This is a genomic window from Paenibacillus sp. HGF5 (assembly GCF_000204455.1).
Taxonomy (GTDB): domain Bacteria; phylum Bacillota; class Bacilli; order Paenibacillales; family Paenibacillaceae; genus Paenibacillus_AQ; species Paenibacillus_AQ lautus_A.
Window position 1 is genome coordinate 174075 of sequence record NZ_AEXS01000019.1, and the last position, 14812, is coordinate 188886.

Genomic DNA, 14812 nt, shown 5'->3' on the forward strand with positions numbered 1-14812 from the left:
GGTTATCGCTTGGATTCATCATTCTTCATTTCATGTATTCTCATATTAAGCTCATCCAGAGAACGCTGCATGCGCTCCATTCTTCTCAGGGCAGAATATTGATTGCTGATAATCCCGGCCAAGCCGATAATCAAGATAATCACAATGAAACCGATCATAGATAGCGTGCATCCTTTCCATTTTATGATTGAACTAATAATCCCTGTTATCGGGTAACATCGATGTATTCACCCAGTCTTCGAAGCTGCTGAACAACAAGGTCTTCGGCCAATCATCCGACTCTTCATGCTTCCAGGTTAAATGCACCTGCGCATACGTACCCGGTTGTTCTATTAGAGAAAACAAAAAATCATCCCGATCGCATCTTCTTGCTAGTGTCTTCACTTGTGCTCCGAACAATATATGCTCGCTCGAAACTTCCTTATATAACTCATCCGCGAATCGATCCGAAGTCTCGTCTTCCCAGGGCTCTAAGTAGGTGAAGTCTTCCGGTATCGTCGTCACTATAACACCTCCGCTGCTTATCTTTTCTTATATTCAACGGTCGGCCGACCCGATTAAGGCAGAATGTTACTTCCCAGATCCTTGCGATGAAGCATGGGATTCATATCACTTTGATCAATTGTAAATGTACCGTCCTTTTGTTCAAGTTCATGATTGAATACCAGATACCCACCTATGATTTTGTGGTCTGACTCCAGTATATATCCTACAATCTGATTATACGTCGTTGTTTTCTCTTGCAAAATATAGCCCGTCTCTATAACCTCTCTATCCAGAAATGACGCTAAGTCCACATGCCCCAAATCTTTCATATCCTTCACATGCTTTTGATAGGATGGTAATGTCGATGGAGCATACTTTGTTTCGGATGCGAATCTGTCAATGCTCCATCCGTAATCCTCGAGGAATTTAACATGTTGTTCTTTAGGCGTTTCCATGATGATCTCATCGTCCTGTCGATTACAACCAACCAGAATCACTAACACACAGATGATTAGTAACTTTAATTTCAATTTTCCGGTCCTTTCCCGTGTTTTTATCCAAACTGAAAAATAATGATCAATGGAAAGATAGCGATTCATGATCCCATCCTCCTTGGGCGATGCTCCAGTTTCCCTATCCCTCAATCTCCCTGTATATGCTGAGCGCTTTCTCCATCTTCTGTGTATACTCCGCGGATTGGCTTGAATTTAGCAGCTTAACATCCTGACTCCCGCTGGAGCTGAGCAGATCCTGGTCGCTCAATACTTGGATGAGTCTGTTCACGGTACCTTCGCTGCCATCGATAATTCGGATATGATCCGGCAGCAGATCCGACAAAATCCTTTTGTAAAAAGGATAGTGCGTACAGCCCAAAACGATCGTTCCATACTCATTCAGATCAAAGGCTTCAAACTTCTTCGTGAAGTAAGCGTTCATGATCTCGGGGTCGAAATTCAAAGCCTCACAGTGCTCGACCAGCTCCGGTAAAGGCAGGGAATCCACGATATGCATGCTATCGACTCGCCGAACCAGGTCCTTATACTTCGACTCCTTTAGGGTCAGCGGCGTGGCAAGCACCAGGATGCGCTTCCCGCTGGCGCGGTTAATTTCAACAGCCGGTTTTACGGCAGGCTCCATCCCGATAACCGGGATCGGATACGCCTTCCTTAAATCGGAGATCGCCATGCTTGTAGCCGTGTTGCACGCAACGACGATGGCTTTAACCTCTTCCTGCATGATGATTCCCATCGCTTGATGTATGTAAGCTTTCACGTCTTCCTTAGCTTTGGTACCATAGGGCACATGGAGAGTGTCCGCCAAAAATAAAAAATCTTCATGGGGCAGCTTTTTCATAGCCGCCGTTAACACGGTTAAACCGCCTAAACCTGAATCAAAAAAAGCTATTCTCATTGTTTTTCACCTGTCGTTATATGTTGGTCTGTCCGTATCATTGCAATCGATGTCCTTATACATTATACTCCACTAGCCGAAAACGCGCAGAGCCATCTGAACGAATGGGTAATCAAGCGTTTCAAAATAAACAGACCCGGCCAAGTAAGAATCTCGGGAGGCCGGGTCTGATGTGTTGTTCTTTTGCATATGGAAGAAGGATTAACTTCCTTCATGATCATGAAAAAAACGCAATCCATTTACTCAAAGCATTTCAGCAAAGCCAAAGCCTCTTCATGATCGGGCTCCAGAACGAGCGCCTCGCGCGTATATTCCATAGCCTCCTCGTCCAGGCCAAGCTCGTAACAACAGATCGCCAAACAGTATAAAACCGTTGGCACCGGCTCGTCTTCATCCGTGTCCACGGATTCCTTCAGGAAGAACTTGGCCTCCTCGTACATATCCATCTCAAACAGCACGAGTCCCGCATCCAGAGCCAGATCATAACGCTGCTCCATCACATAATACGATGACCACATCTTGAATATGCCTGCACGGATATCCAGCATTTCTTCGTCATTGGCCTCCGGCAGCAGATTCGAGATGCGCTTCGCGCTCTGAATGAAGAACTCGGCGTCATACCCGCCCAATCGCCAGAAGGACAAAATTTGCTGCAAGCCCATGCTTTCAATATTCCGGTCGACCCATTCCTTCATACTGAAGAATTCATCCGGTCCGAAGCGTTCGATGAATTGACGGTAAGCGAGCCGGGTATTGGCATAACTTGCCGGTGCTTCCAGCATGAGAATGCAGCCGACGTTAATATTCTTATAATGCTGCGCAGGGAACATGGCCACTGCGCCTCTCTGTTCGAACACATGCTGCAGCGCGTGATAATTAGCCGTCAGCGAAAAGCTGCCATGGTAAATTAATTGCGGCGGTTCGGCGAATTTCCAATTATCGATGCGATGATCTCCTTTATCCGCCGTGAGGAGCATGAAACCTGAGATAGATAACCGATTTAGGCGTTCCAAACAGGTTAAGCCCACCTCCGGAAACAGGATATGCGAATCCTCCAGCTCTTGCTGGTAATGAGCAATCACATCGCGATAAGGGTAAGTATCTTCTTCGTATCTTGGTGCCCGGCGGTGCTCGTAAGCCAGCTTCATTCGTTCCAGCGCTTCAGCGGGCTTGAGCTTATGGTGCTGCTCCGGAAATTCGATGACCACATCACTCTCATAAATCTTGCCTTCCCCGACGTAGATCAATTCTTGCGGAATGCCGTCAAAAAAATAATTGGCGACGATCAGCAGCGGCTGCTTCAAGTCTCCGGGACGAATCGTGGTCTTCGACACTACCAAGTTCAATTCCGTATCATGCACGGCATCGAACCTCCCGAAATCCAGCAGTCCCTGCTCAATATACAATTGCATGGCAGGATGCTGCTGCCATGCCGTCACATTTTTTATCGGCAAATCCGTCATGACATAGCGGAAAGGAGGCAGCGTAATCCCCGTATCATCTCTCAGCTCGCACAGCTTGTGCAGCACATGGTAGCCGAGGCGCCCGGCTCCGGCGCCCAATTCCAGAATCGTCACGGGTTCGATGATATCGCCCCGATCCGCGCGATCTCGAAGGAATCCGAATATCATTTCGGCGTAAGCCGTAGCAATCATGGGGTTGCTCGTAATATACTGCGGGACCTGGTCATTATTCCACGCCTTCATCCCCAGTTCTTCATAATATGTCCGCTGTAGTTCCCAGATGGGTGCTTCACTGAAACGGAAGCGTTGTTGATTATTATCCGTCATTTCTATTTAACCCTGCTCTCTATGTATCGTATAAGTACAATCTGAAACCTCGAATGCTTTTACACGGTTAGACCAAAGACCAATCCATGTCTATAGAATGGTACCATATAACTTGGTTCTTCCCAAACCTTCGAAGTCAGGAAATCCCGCGGACTCTCTTCGCTTGATAACCGTTTGACAAACCAACGGGCAATAGGCACCTTTCCTTCCTCTCCCTAATATAGTGTAGGAGAACAGAAGGGCGGGATGTACATGGTTGCGAGCACGGAGCAAGAACAATGGGCCATTTTCCTGGCGGCGATCTGCGGACAAACCTATTCACAATTCACCAACACGGACGGCTCATTTGTCCTTCCGCTAAACTTTTCGCTGTTCGACACCATTGAAGCGAATTCCTTAATCCGCGTGTCAGAACGCTTCGGGTTTATCCTTGAATCGCCGAAGGAGATTATCATCGCCTTTCGGGGTACCATGTCTTCCACGGATTGGATCACGGATGCCATAGCCTCCCAAAAGAACTTCAAATACATCAAAGATCCCGCCCTCACGCACCGCGGCTTCACCAGCATCTACGCTTCCGCCCGCGGGCAGATCATGTCGGCGCTTAAAAGATTGCCTGTCGATAAGACCTTGTTCATTACAGGCCACAGTCTCGGAGGGGCACTTGCCACCTTGTGCGCCGTGGATGTTGCCGCGAACACGGATCACCAATCCCCCCATGTTTTCACTTATGGATCACCGCGCGTAGGGGATCCCGATTTTGCCAAGGCCTTTGCCAAATATGTTCGAAGCAGCTTTCGTATAGCCAACCTGTTCGATGTCGTCACTCATGCACCGCCCAGTATCTACAAACTGCCGAAACGGGAAAAGAAATACTATTACAGTCACGTACATACTCACTGGCCATTGACCTTCCAGAATGGGTCGGTTAGCGGCAATCATGTAATCAGCAGTTATTATGCGGAGCTTGCCAAGCTCCAGCCGCCATTTGCCGAGCTTTTAAATTCGACGAATCCCGGGTTCTGTCCCGTCACAGAATTACCAATAGAGAAGGTGTAAGCCTATTTGGAGGGGTCATAAAAGAAAGCGGATTTCCCTGAAGAGGAAATCCGCTCTTTTATTGCTTAACCGAGAATCGATTACACGCGAGTACCTGTTAGCATCGGGAACAATACCTTCATTTCAGCGTCATTCGGTCTTCGGCCATAATCCGCAATTTCGAAAGGCTCGGCATATTGTACGCCGGCTGCATACTCTTGACCATACAGCTTGGCAAGCGTAGGCAGCATTTCGTCCGACACGCGCAGAAACCGATTCCAAAACTTCAGAATAAAATCCCGCTTCTCTTCCCACGTATCCGGTACGTCATGCAAGAAACCACCCTGCCATGGGGCAAACTCGTAAAACTGGGAAGCATGGGCATCGCAGGCAAGCAATTTCTTCTCGATGACGTCTCCGGCATCGATGACAATATCCGGTTGATATGACGCCCGTGCCGCATAATCCGGCATCAGCAGGTATATCGGGGATTTTTTTAATGACGGTACTTCGGGCACGGCATTAGGTACATTCGCCACAAAATCTGCGGCATCCCGCACGACCTTCCCGGCATTTCGGTTATCCACATGGCCGGGACCCTCCGGATGGAACGTGATGACGATATCCGCCTCCCAGCCGCGGATTTGACGGATCACTTCCTTGCGTACTTCCGGTGTCGGCATCAATTCGCCATCGGGTATGGGCAGAACGACATATTCCAGAACCCCAAGATGCCGGGCAGCCTCATGGGCTTCCCGTATACGACGGTCGACCAGGTCCTGCCCGCTCATTTCATGATGACCGCAGCATCCATCGGTTAACGTAACGAACTTCACCCGATGGCCCATCTCTGCGTAGGCTGCGGAGATCGCTCCTGCATAGATTTCGGGTTCATCTGGATGCGCTGCAATGACAATCACATTGAGAATAGTGGACATCTGTTGCCTCCTCCTTATAGTTTCTTCAATAAACGATCGATGTATCGATTACTTCAAACGTTTCATTAATGGATGATCTTCTTTCAGCTCCAGCAAATCCCACAGGTTCCCGTACAAATCCTTGAATACCGCTACCATGCCGTAATCCTGCTCTTTCGGCTCTCTTACAAACTCGATTCCCCGCGACACCATTTCGCGATAATCTCTCCAGAAGTCATCGGTATTCAGGAATAGAAACACTCGGCCGCCCGATTGGTTGCCTATAAACGGCTCTTGTTCCGGCTTGGAGGCTTTGGCAAGCAATATCGTCGTGCCAACCGACCCGGGAGGAGCAACAACCACCCAGCGTTTGTCTTGTTCGGGCTGATATGTATCTTCGATCAAAGTAAAATTCAGCTTCTCGGTATAAAATGCAATGGCCTCGTCATAGTCCTTCACGACTAACGCGATATGAACAATGGATTGTATCATGTCCTTCCAGCTCCTTAAGGTTGAGTATGCAGTTAGTCTTCAATCTTTGTTTCTACTTATCGTCTTGTAACGACATCGTTATACAATAACAACGCTTCCGCTAAAAAAGTATGATAAGATTTAATAGGGATATGAGATGAGATGAGAGAACTTTCCCGTGACGCATACATCTCATTATCTACGTTTCATCAGATTTTTCTAGAGCTTTGATACATAATTTATTTTATGGTATTATAAATGTAATTAAGACCAAGTGCAGCAACACTTGGTCAGTACAATTGGCTTGGATGGTCTATTCCCTTCTAAGTCATTAGGAATGAAAAACCCACCTTCGGCGCGTAACCTTTGGGTGGGTTTTTATTTTTTCTTGTGTTATTGTTAATGTATGTTAAAAGAGCAAGAATGAACGATCCAAATAGAAACATAATCGTTAATGCATCCTTTACCTCCACGGCTTCACCTCCTTTCGAAGGGAAACCATGCCCACCCAAGATTCAATTGTAGTTATATTTTACCTCTTATCACATCTACGTACAAGCGTTCCTATTTTAACATTTCTAAATAAACCACCACAGTTTGTTATTATTTCGTACAGAATGTTTGAACATATTTCTTTGAATCTTCTCTTACTACTTCAGTATAATTGTCTTTTGTATATTGTTTTACTACCTTTCTCCAAAACGATATTGCAGGCGTGTTAACTTGCATCTGGGCAATCTTCCAATTTGCTTTATACATATTAAGCGCTTTGATTGCTGCTTGATGCCCAATTCCTCTTCTTCTAAATTTCTTAATAATCATAAAATCATAAATAACATGTGTCGGATCGGGGTCCGTATCCATATTTTCATGTAGGATGACTGTAAAACCAACTAATATTCCCGAGGCTTCTATAAAAAAGGGATGCCACCTTCGATCTCCCTCCCAAAACAGATTAATATCCAAATCATACTTTCCATCTTTATTTAAATCTTGATTCGTATACTCACTAAAATCGTAATAATACAATTGATACAAATTAAACAGGATATCTTTTTTTCCTAGATCAACGGGTACCAAGTTTATATGCATAATGTTCTCCCTATAGCATTAATCATTCTCCACCTTTGAAATATCTACATAATCCCTTCTAATTCCGTTAGCTTCTTTATGATGTGATCAGGTTGTATATGATCCGGCTTCATTTTGTTCATCCGATTGATCCAAACGGCTCGGATTCCCATGTTTTGGGCTCCAACAACATCACTTGTTAATGAATCCCCAACATGCAGTACGTCCGTATTCTTTAACTCATAACGCCTTAATGCTTCTCCAAATATTTCCGATCTTGGTTTATAGGATCTGACGTCTTCACTGGTAATCACTCCACCTACCTTTAGACCGTGGAACTTTATTGCTGCCATCACATCTGATGTATCGATATTGGAAATGATGTATACAGGCAATTCGCATGACTTCAGAAATGAGAGGGAATCCTCATATATACTTGGCTTTTGCCAATGTTCAAATTGCTCAAGTATGATTTCGTCTGCCGTGCAGTTCGATTTATAATATTCTATCGTCTTGCACAAAGACATCCTACCTAGATTTCTTTGAGTATCAAAGTTTTCCCCATAACTTTCTTGAAACATCTTTGAAAATGATGCCCACCAGTATTGTCCTATCTCCTGAATCGAACAATTCTCAGAAGAACTTTCTTTAATTTTCTGGCATATTAACGGAATGATCTCATCATCTTCTTGAACCACAGTCCCATAAAAATCGAGAAAAATCGCATTGGTAGTCATTGCCGTCCCCCCCAAACTCTAACTTGCCTAAAGACGACAAGTTTATGAGCGATTACGTTCACCATTTAAATTGAAATTTCAATGTCAATAGTTCATCATAGCGAGCCCTTCAACTCTCTCAGCCGCAATAAAATTTCCGCAACATGTCCTTTCATGCATACGTTGAGGAATAACCCTTCATTGAATCGGTCACCGCGAACATAACTGGTCATCAATTTTCTAAGAGTTACCAGATCGGCGCTGCGAATGCTGCTCCCCGCAGGGTTATCTAAATCTCGATAAACCTCGTTCTCCGCTAACCATTCGCTCCAGTTAAATACCATGAGGAAGCCGACATCATCCAACGCTTTACGAAAATTTCCGATTTCCTTGCTTTCACATCGATATCCATTAACGTCATGGTAAAAAACGGACCCGGGGTTTTGGAAATATTCGAGGTATGGGAGCAACCGCTCCACATCCGAAGCAGTTAAGTCTGAGTCATACGGCATACCATCACCTCATTGATTTGGATTCGTCACCGCGCAAGGTACCCAAGGAACCTCATATAAATAAACGCCCTGAAGCCTGTTACCGCCCCCTTGAAGCCTTCCTAGCCTCGTATGTAATCATCTGACCCGCCTGAACAGGTTGATTCATCCAGCGATAGTCAGCCGACTTCGTAATCTCTTCGTATCCTTGCTTCTCCAGCATGAGTTCAAACTCATGCATCCCATACCAGCTTAGAGGAAACCGTTGCAGCTCGGTCTGAACCAGATGGCCTTCCTTCCATTTTTCATATTTCAGGATCGACACGATGCGCTGGTCAAGCAGATTGCATTCCGTACGTCTTTCCTCCAGAACGATGACTTCATTATCGGAAGTTTCCCAGCTTCTAGTCGAGGTGTGATTCGCGTCTAAATCCGTAGGAATATACAAATCCACGATCAACCTGCCCCCAGGCGTCAAATGGGAAGCAAAGTGTTTCAGAGCCGATTCAGCCTGCTCGCGTCCCTCCACTAACTGAAAGGATCCTGCTGGAATGATAATGGCGTCATAGGCATCCGCCAACGAAAAGTTATGCATCTCGTCTTCAAACAGCTTAGCCTCAAGGCTCAACTCCGCTAATCTTCTTTTGCAGGAATCCAGCATCGCAGCCGAATTATCCACGCCTTCGATGTTGATGCCTGCTTGGAGCAGCGGGATTAATACCCGGCCCGATCCACATCCAACTTCCAGCACCTTGCCCTTAACGTCTTTCAGGCGCTCCGCATAATATTCCACGTCGCCAAACGAGAAACCTAACGGTTTGCTCAGATCATACACTTCCGTACACAGCGCTCCATACGAACTATACATTGGAATGACCTCACTTTATCAAAAGTATTTTATTTCCCATTAACCCAGCAAATTTGATATATCTCTTACACTTCCCGCTTCTCATCCGGCCGATAGAGGATTCTTTGGTAGTCCCAATCTTTAGAATCCATATCACCCAAGTATATCCGCTCATGCTCGGGCACCCGTTCATACTTCTCTCTTAAATGTTCCCTGTAAAACTCGGTGGGATTTTCTAGATATAAATAATAAGCGTCCCTGCATTCTTCATGCGCGGATTTCTCCCCGTTCAATTTCCTGTGAATGTCGATAAGCTCCTTGAACTTCTCCTCCGTGTCCGCCGCATACAACGGTTCGGACAGCGTAACCTCGCCAAGTCCCGCTATGCTAAGAGGCAGCGCGCCATCGAATGTCGTGAATAGCGTCCCGTCCTGAAACCATTCGTCTAGCTCATTAAGATGGCAACGGACGTCCAGGGGGAGGTCGTGGACCAAGACTTGACCGTCCTGATACACATTCAAATAAACCAAATAATTCGCACCCTCATATTTCATAAACATGTGGAAACCGTCGCCCTCCACCGTTTGATAGAACATTTCATCCTTCACATAAAAATCAGTGGGACGAGGAGAGTGGGCCACTCTTCTGATCTCCCATTGCTTCTGCTCACGCTCTGAAACTTCATAGATATTCACGAATTCCGGATTCATCACACGAATGGTCTGCTTGATATGTTCATAATAGCTCTCTGGATGGAATCTCCAGTTCGCTTCCTGGACCTGGAACGCACCCAGTCCATGGATCGACAGATTTTCGCCAAGCGGAACGACAGGCGTCAGCCAGTTCGAATCGATCTTGTTTTTTAGCCCTGCGAGGTCAACCAGCTCCCAGCAATTGATCATGCCGTCTTCATAGATATCTACGCCAATATAAAAGTACTGACCTCCGTTACGGATTATTCCCGGTATGGAAGTACCTTCAACGATTTTGGTTCTCCGAATCTTTTTCATATGAATCACCTTCTGATTATAGGTAGTATATGGCTTCGTGTTTTGGTATTCCTCGAATGTGTCAGCGCTTCACCCGCGTCGCTCTATTGATCCTATGAATTTCTATTTCTATAACTATGAGGGCATTCCTTACATCATATAAGAGAGCCGCAGGAAGCTCTATACCAACGATATTTATAAATATTCTCTACCAAAAACGAATCCCGATCATCCTTCTTGTTAACCTGGCATTCTTATTCTATTTTACATCCTCATTTCCGTTTGGTAAAAATAGCAAAAGAACTCCCCGGCTCATGAGATCATGACAGCAGGAAGTCCCCTATGTGTGGTTTCGTTTAAGCTACACTCTTAAAAAAGCAATATAATCCGTTATGATTCCTTTGTGTCCCAAATGCCGAAGCATGGTCGTGATATTGCCTCTATGGTAGGTTCCATGATTTACGACCTGCTGGAGAATCTCCGAAATCGAATTCTGAAATGCCTCACCCGCAGTGTTGTGATAAGTCACAACCTTCCCCATATCGCCAATCGACGCTAAATATTCATGGTGCTCGGTTTGGAGCTGGCTCATGTATTGATAAGCTGCTTCCATATTCGCGAACGGTCTCGCGGCAAGCGACGGAGGACTTTCCTCCTTGATCCGGGCAAACCAAACTTCCTCCGCAGCTGCAAGGTGACCGAAGACTTCCGCGATGGAGTTGAAGCCCAGATTCACTTCCTGGAGAAACACGCCTTCCGGCAAGGATTGCAAATGGTTCCATACTCTTTCGTTCGCCCACATGTGATAATCGTACAATTGAAGATACGCTTCGTTCATTCTGCTCTCTCCTCTCTTGTTCGCTTTATCGGTAAGTCTAGTCTACGACGCTAGCACCTAACACCTGACTAGAAAATTATACCATATATAACGAAAAAGCAGGCACGGGGATCAAACAAAATATAAAGCATATTCGGGATTACTCTTTCACGCTGCCCAGCACGATGCCTTTTACGAAGAAACGCTGGAGGAAGGGATACAGCAGCAGAATCGGCAGGGAGCCGATGAATATTTGCGCAGCTTTAAACGTTCGGTTGGACACTTCGGAGAGTGCCGCCGCATCGTCTGCATTGATCGACGTCAGGTTGGTCTGTACGATAACAGTCTGTAAATAACTCGACAGCGGGTATTTTTCCGGCGAATTCATGAGTAACAGTCCGTCAAACCATTCGTTCCATTGGCCGACGATCGTAAACAGCGTGACGGTGGCCATGGCCGGCAGCGACAGCGGCGCGTATATTTTCCACAGGCTGGTGATGTAGCTCCCGCCGTCAATGAAGCAGGATTCCTCCAGCTCTTTGGGCAGGCCGCGAAAAAAATTGAGCAGCAAAATCACGTTGAACACTGCTACCGCACCCGGGATGACCAATGCCCATATCGTATCGATCAGCCCTGTATCCCTTATCGTCATATACCTTGGTATCAACCCTCCGGAGAACAAGGTCGTGAACACGAAGAACCAGGCATACTGCGTGCGAAATTTAAAATCCCGCGGTTCCTTCGACAGCGGATAAGCAATGAGCAGGGTCAGCAGCATGCTGATCCCGGTCCCGAGAACGACGCGCTGCACGGTGACCCACATCGCTACCATAAATTGCGGCTTGTTCAATACGTACTGATAGGAGCTGAGCGTAAAATCGACGGGCCACAGCTTCACGATCCCTGCCGTCGCCGCGCCTTTGGAGCTGAGAGAAACCGCCAGAATATGAACGATGGGAAGAAAGCAGAGCAGCCCCAGACCGATCAGAAAAGCGTAGTTGAAGCCAAGAAAAAATTTGCGGCTGAGTGACGGTTTATGCATACGGGACACCTTCCTTCCTAAAATATTCTGTAATTGGCGAACTTGGATGCCAGGGCGTAGGACGTCACGATAAAGACGAACGAGATCAAGGATTTGAACAGGCCGATCGCCGTGGCCACTCCATACTGGGCACCCTGCATGCCGATCCGGTAAATAAACGTATCCAGAATGTCCCCGCTCTCATACACCTGCGGGCTGTACAAGTTGAACACCTGGTCAAAACCGGCATTCAGCACATTCCCGAGCGAGAGGGTCGCCAGCAAAATGATGATCGGCATCATGCCGGGAAGCGTGATGTGCCAGGTCTGTTTCCAGCGGTTTGCGCCATCGACCGTAGCCGCCTCATACAGGGAAGGATTGATGGAGGTTAATGCAGCCAAATAGACGATGGTGCTAAAGCCGAATTCCTTCCAGATGTCCGTTATGACGAGGGTATAAGGAAACCATTGGTTGCTGCCCAGGAAAAAAATCGGCTCGATGCCGAACCAGCCCAAAATTTGGTTCGCGATCCCGTTCGTCGGCGATAAAATATCGATAAAGATTCCGCCGAGGATGACCCACGATAAAAAATGCGGCAAATAGACGAGCGTCTGCACGCCGCGTTTGATCAGCTCGTTCCTCAGCTCATTCAGCAGCAGCGAAACCAGGATCGGCACGACCAATCCCCCGATGATTTTCATGAAGGCGATAAACACCGTATTCCAAATGATTTGGCCGGTTTCCGGCAGATCGAACACATAACGGAAATTGTCCAGCCCGATCCAGTCCGAGCCGAATAGGCCTTTGAACGGAACGAATTTCTGAAAGGCCATGGCAATGCCGATCATCGGCCAATAGCTGTAGATCAGCACGATGACGATGCCGGGCAAGATCATCAGATGAAGCGGCCACTGCCGCCGAAACTTTTTGCTTAACATGGCGATCCTCCTGTCTGTCAATGTATATCCCATTCGCCTTCAGCAGGTGGTGAAAAGAGAACAGGGGGGTGTCAGAAACCTCCCTCCCCTGTTCCCGTTAGCCGAACTCCTTATCTGGCGGCCTTCCATGCATTAACTTCTTCGGTAATCTTGTCGCCGCCGAGCTTCTTCCAATTGGCCACGAACTCATCAAAGGCGTCGATGCTTGCCTCGCCCAAAATGATTTTGATGAACGTTTCCTGCTCCAGCCGGTCGAGCGTCGCTTTTTTGTCGGCCATGGTCTCGGTCGGCGCGCCTACATAACCGTTCGAGATGACTTTGCCCGCATCGTTCAAATCGCGAAGCTGTTTCATGGAGCCTTCCGGACCGTTGGCGGCATAGCCGGACCAGCCCATCGGATTGTTGCCTGCGAGATAGTCCTGAAACTCCTTGAACATGATCTTCGTTTCGGCGCTGGTGATGTCCGCGTCGCTTTCGGATTCCAGCGCCTTGGCCAGCTCCTCCTGCCGGATCAGGTCTTTGTTCGGATTGACGACCTCAACCAGCGAATATTTGTTGACCCCTATGGATACGCCGTCTTCAATGATTTGGCCGTACTTGTCGAATTCCGCATTGTCGCTGTACAGCTTCTCATAGTACTGGTTAGCCAGCTTGACGATGACCTCGGGATGCTCGTACCCCTTTTTGACCACGTAATATTGAGAGACGGCAAAAGGCATCTGCACCGTCGCCGGACCGCCCTCCAAAGACGGGATCGGGTAGGACTTCCATTTCACCGATTCATCCTCTTTCACCATGTCCCAGAAAGGCCATGCCGGATACCAGCTTGGTCCGATCAGCATGCCGATTTTGTGGGTGGTCACGGATTCAAAGACCTTGACGGTATCCTTCACGCCGAATTCCGGGTCAATCAGCTTGTTCTTGAACATGTCCTGCAGCTTTGCCAGCGCTTCCTTCATCTCCGGCTGAATGCTGCCGAACTGCAATTGCCCCTCAGCGTCTTCGATCCAAATTTGCGGGAAACCGCCGAAGCCGTTAAAGAAACCTACCGAAGAGCTGTTTAATCCGATATCCTTGGTCAGCGCAAGTCCGTAGGTATCCGCCTTGCCGTTACCGTCCGGATCCTGCTTGGCAAACGCCTCCGCAATGGCTACAAGGTCATCCATCGTGTTCGGTTCAGGCAGATTCAGCTTCTCCATCCAATCCTCCCGGACCCACAGCAGCGGAGCCGAGCCGCCGATGACCGGCTGAGTGGACGGGATCGCCAACAGCTTGCCGTCAAACGTCGCGGAAGGGAGCGCGTTTTTCTCGATCTCCATGACCTTCTTCAGGTCATCGCTGGCGTAATTCTCGAAAGCGGGCGCCAAGTCCGCCAATTGCCCGGCGTCCGCAAGCTGGCGCAGCTGCTCCGGCGTCACCTGCATGATATCCGGGAGGTCATTGGAAGCAATCGCGATATTCATTTTGGATTCATACTGCTCCTGACCCGTCACCACCCATTTATAGTTGAGGTTGATGCCCATTTCCTTATAAAGGTCGGTCCACACGTTGTTCTTAATATCCTGTCCGGACGGGAACTTCACTTCTTCTCCCACAAACCGGACGGCATCCAGCTGAATGGGGGGATCATACTTGCCGAACGGATCGCCCGGCTCCAAGGCCGAGGCTTCGCTATCGGTGGATGAACCCGCCGCGCTGCCTCCGCCTTCTTCCCCTTTGCTGCAAGCGCTTAAAATAAACACGAAAGCCAGCATACTGATCCACAATACGGACAAGATCTTATTTCTCTTCATGTTTGCGACCTCCTTGA

At 47.6% G+C, this 14812-nt stretch carries 17 protein-coding genes and 1 pseudogene; 1 reads left to right on the plus strand and 17 read right to left on the minus strand.

Annotated elements, in window-relative coordinates; all coding sequences use genetic code 11:
• Nucleotides 1-2: 2 nt before the first annotated feature.
• From HMPREF9412_RS32765 to HMPREF9412_RS03625, 5 genes are all read right to left on the minus strand, one after another.
• Nucleotides 3-158: a hypothetical protein gene (locus HMPREF9412_RS32765; protein WP_009589939.1), complete on the minus strand. Its 156-nt coding sequence runs from the start codon at nt 156-158 to the stop codon at nt 3-5.
• Nucleotides 159-192: 34 nt separating this feature from the next.
• Nucleotides 193-504 (minus strand): hypothetical protein, encoded by a 312-nt coding sequence (locus HMPREF9412_RS31660; RefSeq protein WP_009589932.1) that lies wholly within the window; start codon nt 502-504, stop codon nt 193-195.
• Between the two features lie 53 nt (nt 505-557).
• Nucleotides 558-1085, minus strand: coding sequence for a DUF4830 domain-containing protein (locus tag HMPREF9412_RS03615; protein ID WP_254663991.1), 528 nt, complete (start codon nt 1083-1085; stop codon nt 558-560).
• Nucleotides 1086-1119: 34 nt separating this feature from the next.
• Complete coding sequence (gene murI / locus HMPREF9412_RS03620; protein WP_009589808.1) at nt 1120-1896, minus strand: glutamate racemase; 777 nt, start codon at nt 1894-1896, stop codon at nt 1120-1122.
• 239 nt (nt 1897-2135) lie between these two features.
• Nucleotides 2136-3686, minus strand: a complete 1551-nt coding sequence (locus tag HMPREF9412_RS03625) for a tetratricopeptide repeat protein (protein ID WP_009590059.1) — start codon at nt 3684-3686, stop codon at nt 2136-2138.
• Nucleotides 3687-3938: 252 nt separating this feature from the next.
• Between HMPREF9412_RS03625 and HMPREF9412_RS03630 the strand changes: the two genes are divergently transcribed.
• Nucleotides 3939-4745, plus strand: coding sequence for a lipase family protein (locus HMPREF9412_RS03630; protein WP_009590058.1), 807 nt, complete (start codon nt 3939-3941; stop codon nt 4743-4745).
• An 80-nt stretch (nt 4746-4825) separates the two neighbouring features.
• Here the strand turns inward: HMPREF9412_RS03630 and HMPREF9412_RS03635 are convergent, their stop codons facing one another.
• The 12 genes and pseudogenes from HMPREF9412_RS03635 to HMPREF9412_RS03685 all read right to left on the minus strand — a co-directional run bounded on the left by HMPREF9412_RS03635 (nt 4826) and on the right by HMPREF9412_RS03685 (nt 14795).
• Nucleotides 4826-5662, minus strand: coding sequence for a PIG-L deacetylase family protein (locus HMPREF9412_RS03635; protein WP_009589862.1), 837 nt, complete (start codon nt 5660-5662; stop codon nt 4826-4828).
• Between the two features lie 48 nt (nt 5663-5710).
• Nucleotides 5711-6133, minus strand: a complete 423-nt coding sequence (locus HMPREF9412_RS03640) for a VOC family protein (protein WP_009589923.1) — start codon at nt 6131-6133, stop codon at nt 5711-5713.
• A gap of 362 nt (nt 6134-6495) precedes the next feature.
• Nucleotides 6496-6585: pseudogene (gene comI / locus HMPREF9412_RS33185) on the minus strand (competence inhibitor ComI); the annotation flags it as partial.
• Between the two features lie 130 nt (nt 6586-6715).
• On the minus strand, nt 6716-7204 hold the full coding sequence (locus HMPREF9412_RS03645) for a GNAT family N-acetyltransferase (RefSeq protein ID WP_009589833.1): 489 nt from the start codon (nt 7202-7204) through the stop codon (nt 6716-6718).
• 44 nt (nt 7205-7248) lie between these two features.
• Complete coding sequence (locus tag HMPREF9412_RS03650) at nt 7249-7920, minus strand: HAD family hydrolase (RefSeq protein WP_009590027.1); 672 nt, start codon at nt 7918-7920, stop codon at nt 7249-7251.
• A 95-nt stretch (nt 7921-8015) separates the two neighbouring features.
• On the minus strand, nt 8016-8411 hold the full coding sequence (locus HMPREF9412_RS33190; protein ID WP_009589799.1) for a DUF6508 domain-containing protein: 396 nt from the start codon (nt 8409-8411) through the stop codon (nt 8016-8018).
• A gap of 79 nt (nt 8412-8490) precedes the next feature.
• Nucleotides 8491-9258 (minus strand): class I SAM-dependent methyltransferase, encoded by a 768-nt coding sequence (locus HMPREF9412_RS03660; RefSeq protein WP_009589977.1) that lies wholly within the window; start codon nt 9256-9258, stop codon nt 8491-8493.
• 65 nt (nt 9259-9323) lie between these two features.
• A complete protein-coding gene (locus tag HMPREF9412_RS03665; RefSeq protein WP_009590003.1) occupies nt 9324-10247 on the minus strand; it encodes a DUF7638 domain-containing protein in 924 nt (307 codons plus the stop codon).
• Nucleotides 10248-10587: 340 nt separating this feature from the next.
• Nucleotides 10588-11064: a DinB family protein gene (locus HMPREF9412_RS03670; protein WP_009589771.1), complete on the minus strand. Its 477-nt coding sequence runs from the start codon at nt 11062-11064 to the stop codon at nt 10588-10590.
• A 139-nt stretch (nt 11065-11203) separates the two neighbouring features.
• A complete protein-coding gene (locus tag HMPREF9412_RS03675) occupies nt 11204-12085 on the minus strand; it encodes a carbohydrate ABC transporter permease (RefSeq protein ID WP_009589917.1) in 882 nt (293 codons plus the stop codon).
• Nucleotides 12086-12102: 17 nt separating this feature from the next.
• A complete protein-coding gene (locus HMPREF9412_RS03680) occupies nt 12103-13002 on the minus strand; it encodes an ABC transporter permease (protein ID WP_009589934.1) in 900 nt (299 codons plus the stop codon).
• Between the two features lie 110 nt (nt 13003-13112).
• Complete coding sequence (locus HMPREF9412_RS03685) at nt 13113-14795, minus strand: extracellular solute-binding protein (RefSeq protein ID WP_009590061.1); 1683 nt, start codon at nt 14793-14795, stop codon at nt 13113-13115.
• Nucleotides 14796-14812: the final 17 nt, after the last annotated feature.

Excerpts from the sequence above, each read along its gene's own strand:
- HMPREF9412_RS32765 (WP_009589939.1), bottom strand. The coding sequence starts at position 158 with ATGATCGGTTTCATTGTGATTATCTTGATTATCGGCTTGGCCGGGATT.
- HMPREF9412_RS03615 (WP_254663991.1), bottom strand. The coding sequence starts at position 1,085 with ATGAATCGCTATCTTTCCATTGATCATTATTTTTCAGTTTGGATAAAA.
- murI (WP_009589808.1), bottom strand. The coding sequence starts at position 1,896 with ATGAGAATAGCTTTTTTTGATTCAGGTTTAGGCGGTTTAACCGTGTTA.
- HMPREF9412_RS03625 (WP_009590059.1), bottom strand. The coding sequence starts at position 3,686 with ATGACGGATAATAATCAACAACGCTTCCGTTTCAGTGAAGCACCCATC.
- HMPREF9412_RS03630 (WP_009590058.1), top strand. The coding sequence starts at position 3,939 with ATGGTTGCGAGCACGGAGCAAGAACAATGGGCCATTTTCCTGGCGGCG.
- HMPREF9412_RS03635 (WP_009589862.1), bottom strand. The coding sequence starts at position 5,662 with ATGTCCACTATTCTCAATGTGATTGTCATTGCAGCGCATCCAGATGAA.
- HMPREF9412_RS03640 (WP_009589923.1), bottom strand. The coding sequence starts at position 6,133 with ATGATACAATCCATTGTTCATATCGCGTTAGTCGTGAAGGACTATGAC.
- HMPREF9412_RS03645 (WP_009589833.1), bottom strand. The coding sequence starts at position 7,204 with ATGCATATAAACTTGGTACCCGTTGATCTAGGAAAAAAAGATATCCTG.
- HMPREF9412_RS03650 (WP_009590027.1), bottom strand. The coding sequence starts at position 7,920 with ATGACTACCAATGCGATTTTTCTCGATTTTTATGGGACTGTGGTTCAA.
- HMPREF9412_RS33190 (WP_009589799.1), bottom strand. The coding sequence starts at position 8,411 with ATGCCGTATGACTCAGACTTAACTGCTTCGGATGTGGAGCGGTTGCTC.
- HMPREF9412_RS03660 (WP_009589977.1), bottom strand. The coding sequence starts at position 9,258 with ATGTATAGTTCGTATGGAGCGCTGTGTACGGAAGTGTATGATCTGAGC.
- HMPREF9412_RS03665 (WP_009590003.1), bottom strand. The coding sequence starts at position 10,247 with ATGAAAAAGATTCGGAGAACCAAAATCGTTGAAGGTACTTCCATACCG.
- HMPREF9412_RS03670 (WP_009589771.1), bottom strand. The coding sequence starts at position 11,064 with ATGAACGAAGCGTATCTTCAATTGTACGATTATCACATGTGGGCGAAC.
- HMPREF9412_RS03675 (WP_009589917.1), bottom strand. The coding sequence starts at position 12,085 with ATGCATAAACCGTCACTCAGCCGCAAATTTTTTCTTGGCTTCAACTAC.
- HMPREF9412_RS03680 (WP_009589934.1), bottom strand. The coding sequence starts at position 13,002 with ATGTTAAGCAAAAAGTTTCGGCGGCAGTGGCCGCTTCATCTGATGATC.
- HMPREF9412_RS03685 (WP_009590061.1), bottom strand. The coding sequence starts at position 14,795 with ATGAAGAGAAATAAGATCTTGTCCGTATTGTGGATCAGTATGCTGGCT.